7 protein-coding genes are annotated in these 9155 nt (G+C 65.8%); all 7 read left to right on the top strand.

Translation table 11 applies throughout. From position 1 onward, the window contains the following. Positions 1-760 (top strand): ATP-binding cassette domain-containing protein (locus GF405_10970; protein MBD3368673.1); only part of this gene is annotated, 760 nt, incomplete at its 5' end. Continuing rightward, positions 757-1545 carry an iron export ABC transporter permease subunit FetB gene (gene fetB / locus GF405_10965; protein MBD3368672.1) on the top strand — a complete coding sequence of 263 codons (789 nt, stop codon included), beginning with the start codon at positions 757-759 and terminating at the stop codon, positions 1543-1545. The genes GF405_10970 and fetB, both read left to right, overlap by 4 nt. 225 nt (positions 1546-1770) lie before the next feature. Continuing rightward, complete coding sequence (gene dnaN, locus GF405_10960; GenBank protein ID MBD3368671.1) at positions 1771-2892, top strand: DNA polymerase III subunit beta; 1122 nt, start codon at positions 1771-1773, stop codon at positions 2890-2892. Next, the gene (gene recF / locus GF405_10955; GenBank protein ID MBD3368670.1) at positions 2859-4025 is read left to right on the top strand and encodes a DNA replication and repair protein RecF; all 1167 of its coding nucleotides are present in this window, start codon (positions 2859-2861) and stop codon (positions 4023-4025) included. Before dnaN ends, recF begins: the two co-directional genes overlap by 34 nt. After that, the gene (locus tag GF405_10950) at positions 4022-4357 is read left to right on the top strand and encodes a DUF721 domain-containing protein (GenBank protein ID MBD3368669.1); all 336 of its coding nucleotides are present in this window, start codon (positions 4022-4024) and stop codon (positions 4355-4357) included. The genes recF and GF405_10950 overlap by 4 nt, the downstream gene beginning before the upstream one ends. Before the next feature lie 4 nt (positions 4358-4361). Beyond that, positions 4362-6650, top strand: coding sequence for a DNA topoisomerase (ATP-hydrolyzing) subunit B (gene gyrB, locus GF405_10945; protein ID MBD3368668.1), 2289 nt, complete (start codon positions 4362-4364; stop codon positions 6648-6650). A 36-nt stretch (positions 6651-6686) separates the two neighbouring features. Then, positions 6687-9113 (top strand): DNA gyrase subunit A, encoded by a 2427-nt coding sequence (gene gyrA, locus GF405_10940; protein MBD3368667.1) that lies wholly within the window; start codon positions 6687-6689, stop codon positions 9111-9113. Positions 9114-9155: the final 42 nt, after the last annotated feature.

Raw genomic sequence — 9155 nt, 5'->3', positions numbered from 1 at the left:
GCGAAACCTGGTGGTCGTTCGTCGTTCCTCGAGGAACGGCGCGTCGGTCGAGACGACCGTGCTCCATGACGTGGATCTCGACGTACCGGCCGGGGAGGTGTTCGGCGTCATCGGACCGTCCGGTTCGGGGAAGACGACGCTCCTGCGAGCACTGAACGCGCTCGAGGAGCCGGCCGGTGGCAGCGTGCTCCTGGACGGCGTCGACACGACGGAGATCGAGACGACAGAGCTCAGGCGAAGGGTCGGCATGGTGTTTCAGACCCCCGCGCTCTTCGACGGAACGGTCTTCCAGAACGTCGCCTACGGTCTCAGGCTGGCGGCCGGCGACGAGCGCGCGGTGGCCGACCGCGTGGCCGAGTGTCTCGCGTTCGTCGGGCTGGCCGAGTCGTTCATCGAGCGGGACGCCGCCGAGCTCTCGCAGGGCGAGCAGCAGCGCGTCAGTATTGCTCGGGCGCTCGCGCCCGAGCCCGAGGTCTTCCTCATGGACGAACCGACGTCGGCGCTCGACCCGACCGCGACGGAGAGAGTCCTCGGACTCGTCGGTGCGCTCCGGGACGAGGCGGGGCTGACGGTGGTCTTCGTCACCCATCTGATGGAGCAGGCGCGTCGTGTCTGCGACCGGGCGTTGGTGCTCGTCGAGGGGCGCGGCGTCGAGACCGGTCCGGTGCCGGAGCTCTTCGAGTCGCCGTCCTCGGAGCTCACGCGGCGGTTCATACAGGGGCGGTTCAGTGAAGAGGAACACGAGGAGGTGAGCGCGTGAACGGCTACTTCGAGCTGGCGTGGAGCGACGTCATCATCTCCCTCGTTCTCGTCGGCGCGCTCGCGGCGGTCGCGATCATCGAGAGACTCGGTCTGCTCCGTGACGTGATCGTCGGCACGGTGCGCACCTTCGTTCAGCTCCTGCTGATCGGATACGTCCTCAAGTTCGTCTTCGACCTTTCGCAGTGGTACTGGACCGTCGCAATGCTCGCGGTGATGGTGGGCGTCGCGACACGGACCGCCGCCGCGAGGGACGAGAGAGGGGCGCCGGGGCGCTATCGTGTGGCGGGTGTAGCCATCACGTCCGGCGTCGTCGTCACGATGCTGACCGTCGTCGGAGTCGTCATCAGAGTGAGGCCGTGGTACACGCCTGAGATCGTGGTCCCGATCGCCGGGATGGTCATCGCGGCGACGATGAACGCGGTCGCACTCACGACGACGAGGTTCCGAAGCGAGATGAAGCAGCGCCGCACGACGGTCGACGCCGCGCTCGCGCTGGGAGCGACCGCGACCATCGCGTCGAGGGCGCCGCTCCGGGAAGCCATGCGGGCGGCGCTGATACCGACGGTCAACTCGCTCATGATCGTGGGGCTCGTGCAGCTTCCGGGGATGATGAGCGGGCAGATCATCGCGGGCGTGCTGTCGGTGCAGGCGGTGCGCTATCAGATCGTGGTGATGTACATGATCGCGTGCGGTGCCGGTGTCGGATCGCTCGTCGCCGCGCTGCAGATGCGGCGTCTCTTCTTCACCGAACGCCATCAGATCCGCGGCGAGATGCTGGGATGAGCGGGAGGCGGCACGCGACGGAACCGCTGATCGTCGCCCGCGGCGCGCCGCACGGACCGTCCGAGGAGAGTGCCGGGAATGCCCCTACAGAATGGGCCCGATTTGGCTTGCAGGGCTTCGCGCGCGTCCATATAATGACGGCGGGGGCGGGACGTCTCCGCCGACGGTGTGGTCCGTCCTTCCCTCACAGCATGGCTTTGGCTGTCCCCGCGCAGGAGGTATTCGATGCAGTTCTCCATTGGCCGACAGGATCTTGAGAAGGCGATCCAGAGGGTCCTCGCGGTCGTCTCGCCGAAGACGACGCTGCCGGTGCTCGGCAACTTCCTGGTCGAGGCCGACGAGAAGAAGAAGGCGCTCTCGCTGACGGCGACCGACCTCGACATGACCGTGACGACGACGGTCGGGGCGACGATCGAGACCGGCGGGTCGGTGACGCTCCCGGCGAAGAAGGTCTCCGAGATCGTGCGCGAGCTCAAGGACGCAGAGGTCTCTGTCAGCGCCGAGGGAGAAGAGGTCGCGATCACGTCGGGGAAGTCGAACTTCAAGATCGTCGGCATCCCCGCCGAGGAGTTCCCCACGCTGCCGAAGAGCGATGCCGGGAACGCGTTCCCCGTCGACTCGGAGCGCGTGGCGCGGATGGTCGACAAGGTGAGCTTCTGCACGTCAAAGGACGAGACGAGGCCGTCGCTGAACGGTGCGTACTGGGAGTTCGAGAAGGACGGCACGACGATGACGGCCACGGACGGCCATCGTCTCGCGACGTTCACCTCGAAGGGCGACTTCGGCAAGCTCGCCGGCAAGAGCATGATCGTGCCTCCCAAGGCCCTGTCGCACACGGTCCGCATCATTGGTTCCGAGACCGAGGGGACGGTCAAGGTGGCGGTGGCCGACAACCACGTCGCCTTCTTCGTCGGGACGACCACGATCAACTCGCGGCTTCTCGAGGGTCCGTTCCCGAACTACCGGCAGGTGATCCCGAAGGACAACGACAAGGAACTCATCGTCGACCGGGAGACGCTGGCGAGCGCGGTGCGCCGCGTCGCGGTCCTGGCCGACGCGCTGACGCATCAGGTGCGGCTGGCGCTCGGCAAGAAGAAGATCGAGCTGGTCGTCTCGACCCCTGACGTCGGCGAGGCGCGGGAAGAGGTCGCCGCCGCGTTCGGCGGCGACAAGATGGAAGTGGGCTACAACGCGAACTACCTTCTCGACGTCCTCAAGCATATCGACACCGACGAGGTTCGGTTCATGCTCGGGAGTCCCGTCGGCGCGGCCGTCGTCAGCGGCGTCGACGCGGAGGACGACGAAGACTACACGTGTCTTCTCATGCCGCTTCGTCTCTCGTCGTGACATCAGAGAGGCGTGTGTGGCTCAGCCGTCTCAGGCTGGAGAACTTCCGGAACTACGAGTCCCTGGAGCTTGAGCTCGAGAACGGGCTCAACTTCTTTCATGGTCCGAACGGCTCCGGGAAGACGAGTCTGCTGGAGGCCGTCTCCTACCTGGCCGTCGCGCGGTCGCTCCGCGGGGCGAACGACGGCGAGGTCGTCCGCTGGGGCGAGTCCGGCTTCGGTGTCGGCGGCCGCGTCGAGACGGGCGACGGTTCGACCAACGTCGTCGTCAGGTACGCCCGCGGCGGTCGGAAGGAGGCGACGGTTGACGGCGACGAGCTCACCAGACTCTCCGAGCTCGTGGGGTCGCTGAGGGTCGCCTGGTTCTGCCCCGAGGACACGTGGATCACGAAGGGCGGACCGGCCGAGCGCAGACGCCTCATCGACGTGGCGCTCTGCCAGATCGACCGGAGTTACCTCTCCGCGCTCGTCGAGTATCGCCGCGCCCTCAGGCAGCGCAACGAGGCGCTCTCGGCGTGGACTCCGGACGAGGAGAGCGATCGCCTCGTGGCCGTCTGGACGCAGCGCCTCGTTGAGAGCGGAAGCAGGGTCGTCGGCGCGCGCCTGCGGTTCCTCCCGCTCTACAGGAAGGCGGTGAAGGCGGCGCACGCCGCGATCGCGGAGGACGAGGGGATCGATCTCGTCTACCGCGGCTCGTTCCCGGCGGGGGACGAGGAGGGCGGCGCCAGCGACGAGAACGTGAAGCGGCGGTTCAACGAGGCGCTCTCGCGCGCCGCCTCCGACGAACGGCGGCGCGGGTTCACGCTCGTCGGGCCGCATCGCGACGACGTCGAGGTCCGCGTCGGCGGGCGGCCGCTCCGGACCTTTGGGTCGCAGGGGCAGCACAGGACCGCCGCCATCGCTCTCAAACTGGGGGAGGCCGCGGTCCTCGACGAGGACGGTCGCGGAGTCGTCGTGCTCCTGGACGACATCCTGTCGGAGCTCGACGACCGGCGAGGCGGGAGCCTGGTCGATCTCGTGGGTCGCTACGGACAGGCGCTCGTCACGTCGACCCGACCGGCGCCGCCGGGGTTCCTGACGGGGGCGGCGAGCGCGGAGTTCGCTGTCGGCGGAGGCGAGGTGACGAGGACATGAGAGGCGTCGAGCCGATCAGCAGGATCCTCAAGGGAGTCATCGAGGATCTCGGTGTCGCCGGGAGGCTCGCTGAGCAGCGGGCGGTCGTCGAGTGGCCCGAGATCGTCGGACCGAAGGTCGCGGAGCACAGCCGCGCGCTGCGGATCGAGAGAGGCCGGCTCGTCGTCGAGGTGCCGAGCGCGGTCTGGGCGCAGGAGCTGTCGCTGATGCGACGAACGATACAACAGAAGATCAACAGACGTCTGGGCAGCCGGACGGTCGAGACACTGCAGTTCGTTGTTGGAGGAAAGGGATCGCATGACCCCTCCGATTCGGACGGGCGAGAAGACTGAGAACATGGCAGACAAAAAGCGAAAGAAGCGGGACGAGGACAAGAAGAAGCCGAAGCGGGCCCCGAAGAAGGGCGCGTCGTCCTCGAAGAGCGCGTCGGGGAAGAAGTCCGCGAAGAAGAAGCCGCCGGGCGGTAAGAAGTCGGCCGGCAGTGCGGGCGCTTCGAAGAAGCGAGCGGGCAAGGGCAAGGGTTCCCCGAAGAAGCCGCCGAAGAAGAAGTCCGCCCCGAAGAAGGGGAAGGCCTCCGGCGGCACGAGCCGGTCGAAGAAGGCGCCGACGAAGAGATCCTCGACCGCGAAGAAGGCCGGGACGCTCGACAAACAGATCGTCGAGGAGTTCCCGCTCGAGAGCGTCGCCGACGTCAAGAAGGGCGAGTACGACGCCAAGCACATCCAGGTCCTCAAGGGACTCGAGGCCGTCCGGAAGCGCCCGGCGATGTACATCGGCGACACGGGACGGCGCGGACTCCATCATCTTGTCTACGAGGTCGTCGACAACTCGATCGACGAGGCGATGGCGGGCTACTGCGACAAGATCGTCGTCAAGATCCACAAGGACGGCAGCGTCTCCGTCGTCGACAACGGCCGGGGCATTCCGGTCGACAAGCACCCCACCCAGAAGAAGTCGGCGCTCGAGGTCGTCATGACCGTCCTCCATGCCGGCGGGAAGTTCGACAAGCAGACCTACAAGGTCTCGGGCGGGCTGCACGGAGTCGGCGTCTCGGTGGTCAACGCCCTCTCCGAGTGGTGCAAGGTGGAGGTGTCGCGGGACGGGACGGTCTACGCCCAGAGCTACGCGCGCGGCATACCGGAGCAGAAGGTCAAGAAGGTCGGGAAGCGGAAGAAGAGCGGGACGACGACGACCTTCTACCCCGACCCGGAGGTCTTCGATGACATCGACTTCGACTTCGAGACGATCGCCTCGCGCTGCCGGGAGCTTGCCTTCCTGAACGCCGGGCTCGCCATCGAGGTTCTCGACGAGCGGGACGGCTCGAAGGAGGAGTTCAAGTTCAAGGGAGGCCTCCGCGAGTTCGTGAAGTTCATCAACGAGCGCACCTCGACGCTTCACAAGAAGGTCGTTCACTTCGAGCGGGAGCGTGACGAGACGGCCGTCGAGGTGGCTTTCCAGTACAACGACAGTTACCGCGCGAACATCTACTCGTACGCGAACAACATCAACACGATCGAGGGCGGCACGCACCTGACGGGTTTCAAGCAGGCGCTGACGCGGACGATCAACTCGTACGGCGACAAGAACAACCTGCTGGGGAAGGGCGGCAACGTCTCCGGAGACGATTGCCTCGAGGGCATCGCGGCAGTCGTCAGCGTCAAGGTCAAGGAGCCGCAGTTCGAGGGCCAGACGAAGACCAAGCTCGGCAACTCCGAGATCAAGGGCATCGTCTCGTCGATCGTCCAGGAGGGCCTGCAGGAGTTCTTCGAGGAGACCCCGTCGGTCGCCAAGAAGATCGTCTCGAAGGCGGTCTCGGCGTCGCAGGCGCGGACGGCCGCGCGGAAAGCCCGCGACCTCGCGCGGCGGAAATCGGCCCTCGAGAGCGGGTCGCTCCCCGGCAAGCTCGCCGACTGCTCGATCACCGACCCCGACCTTTGCGAGCTCTACATCGTGGAGGGGGACTCGGCGGGCGGCTCGGCGAAAATGGGGCGCGACCGCAGGTTCCAGGCCATCCTGCCGCTTCGCGGCAAGGTCCTGAACGTCTTCAAGGCGCGACTCGACAAGGTGTTCCAGAACAAGGAGATCGGGACCATCATCACCGCCCTCGGTGCGGGCGTCGGCGGCGTGGGTGCGAGCGCCGCGGACGATGACGACGAGAACGGCGGGCTCGACCTGTCGAAGCTCCGGTACGGCAAGACGATCATCATGACGGACGCCGACATCGATGGCGCCCACATCAGGACGCTCCTTCTCACGTTCTTCTACCGGTTCATGCCCGAGCTCATCGACGGCGGACATCTCTACATCGCGCAGCCGCCGCTCTACCGCGTGAAGAGGGGCAAGAGTGAGCAGTATGCCTACGACGACAGGGAGCTCAAGAAGGTCGTCGAGAGGCTCGGCAAGGACGGGGTGTCGATCCAGCGGTTCAAGGGTCTGGGTGAGATGAATCCGGACCAGCTGTGGTCGACCACGATGGATCCCGAACGCCGCGTCATGCTCCAAGTGACCATCGAGAGCGCCGCCGAGGCCGACCATATCTTCAGCATCCTCATGGGCGACGCGGTCGAGCCGAGACGCAAGTTCATCCAGACGCACGCCAAGCAGGTGCGGAACCTCGACGTGTAACGAAACCACGATCTGGAACGGGACGGATAGAGCCACATGCCAGAAGCACAGAAGATCCTGCCGGTCGTCGTCGAAGACGAGATGAAGAAGTCGTACATCGACTACGCGATGAGCGTGATCGTGTCGCGCGCTCTGCCGGACGTCCGGGACGGGCTGAAGCCGGTGCAGCGCCGCATTCTCGTCGCGATGGACGAACTCGGTCTCGCCCACAACAAGGGCTTCCGGAAGTCCGCGAAGATCACCGGCGACGTCAACGGCAACTACCACCCGCACGGCACGAACGCCATCTACGACGCCATGGTCCGGATGGCGCAGGACTTCTCGCTCAGGTATCCGCTCGTCGACGGCCAGGGGAACTTCGGCTCGATCGACGGGGACTCCGCGGCGGCCGAGCGGTACACCGAGGCGCGGATGACGCGCATCTCGGAGGACCTCCTCGACGACATAAAGAAGGACACGGTCGAGTTCGTCCCGAACTACGACGAGACGCGGGAGGAGCCGACCGTCCTACCGGCCAAACTGCCGAACCTCCTCATGAACGGAGCGTCCGGCATCGCCGTCGGCATGGCGACGAACATCCCGCCGCACAACCTGAACGAGCTTGTCGAGGGGATCATCACCGTCATCGACGATCCCGATACCTCCGACGAGGAGCTTCTGAAGATCGTGTCGGGACCCGACTTCCCGACGGGCGGCATCATCTTCGGGAGGAGCGGCATCCGGGACGCGTATCTCACGGGCCGAGGACGGATCGTTGTCCGCGCCCGGGCGAACGCCGAGGTCCACCAGAACGGGGCCGAGTGCATCGTCATCACCGAGATACCGTTCATGGTCAACAAGGCGAACCTCATCGAGGCGATCGCCGACCTCGTCCGGTCCGGCAAGATCACAGGCATCCGCGACATCCGCGACGAGTCAGACCGCGACGGCATCCGCGTGGTCATCGACCTCAAGCGCGACGCCCAGGCCGCCGTCATCCTCAACCAGCTCTACAAGCGCACGCAGATGCAGACGACCTTCGGGGCCATCCTGCTCGCGCTCGACGACGGGGTGCCGAAGGTCCTGACGCTCAAGCAGATGATCGAGCGGTTCATCGCTCATCGCGAGGACGTCGTCGTCAGAAGGACGAAGTTCGACCTCGCGAAGGCCGAGGCACGTGCCCACATCCTCGAGGGACTCAAGAAGGCGCTCGACCACATCGATGAGATCGTCCAGCTGATCAAGAAGGCGAAGGACGTCGACCAGGCCAGGAAGCAGCTCATCAAGCGCTTCAAGCTCTCGGAGGTTCAGGCGCAGGCGATCCTCGACATGCGCCTCCAGCGACTGACCGGCCTCCAGCGGAAGAAGATCGAGGACGAGTACAAGGAGGTCATCAAGCTCATCGCCTATCTGAAGGGCATCCTCGAGAGCCGGGGGAAGGTCCTCGCTCTCATCAAGGACGAGCTCACGGCAGGCGTCGAGGCGTACGGCGACGAGCGCCGGACCGAGATCATCGAGGCGACGACCGACTTCGCCATCGAGGACCTGATCGCCGAGGAGGACATGGCGATCACGATCACGCACACCGGCTACATCAAGCGGCTCCCGGTCGGAACCTACCGCCGGCAGCGCCGCGGCGGACGGGGCGTCACGGGCATGTCGACGAAGGACGACGACTTCGTCGAGCACATGTTCATCGCCTCGACCCACGACTACATTCTGTTCTTCACCCAGACCGGGCAGTGCCACTGGCTGCGCGTGCACGAGATCCCGCAGGCGGGACGGGCGGCACGAGGCAAGGCGATCGTCAACATCCTCCAGCTCAACCCCGGCGAGTGCATTGCGACGTTCGTCACGGCCCGCGAGTTCGACGACGACCACTACATCGTCATGGCCTCGCGGCAGGGCACCGTGAAGAAGACGGTCCTCTCGGCGTTCGGCCACCCCAGGAAGGGCGGCATCCGCGCGATGGGCGTCACGGACGGCGACGAACTCATCGACGCGGCCATCACCGACGGCAACTGCGACATCTTCCTCGCCAAGAGCAAGGGGAAGGCCATCCGCTTCCACGAGAGCGACGTCCGGGAGATGGGACGAACCGCCCGCGGCGTGCGCGGGACCCAGCTCCAGAAAGGCGACGAGGTCATCGGGATGGCTGCCGTCGTCGGCGAGGAGGGGACGGTGCTCTCCGTCACCGAAAACGGGTACGGGAAGCGCACGAAGATCTCCGACTATCGCGTCATCAAGCGCGGGGGCAAGGGTGTCATCTCGATCAAGGCCAGCAAGCGCAACGGCGATGTGGTGGCCGTCCGCGTCGTGAGCGACACCGACGAGGTGATGATCATGACCCGCAAGGGCGTCATGATCCGCCTTCCCGTCAAGGGTATCTCGATCATCGGACGCAACACGCAGGGCGTGCGTGTCATCAACCTCGGGAAGGACGATCGTGTGGTTGACATAGCGCGCGTCGTGTCGGAAGAGTAGAGAGACGATCCTCTCGGGTCCGGCGGTCCCGGCCAGAAAGCG

The organism is Candidatus Effluviviaceae Genus V sp. (assembly GCA_014728125.1).
Taxonomy (GTDB): domain Bacteria; phylum Joyebacterota; class Joyebacteria; order Joyebacterales; family Joyebacteraceae; genus WJMD01.
Note: the sequence above shows the minus strand (reverse complement) of the source record. Positions and strands in the feature narration are given on the sequence as shown.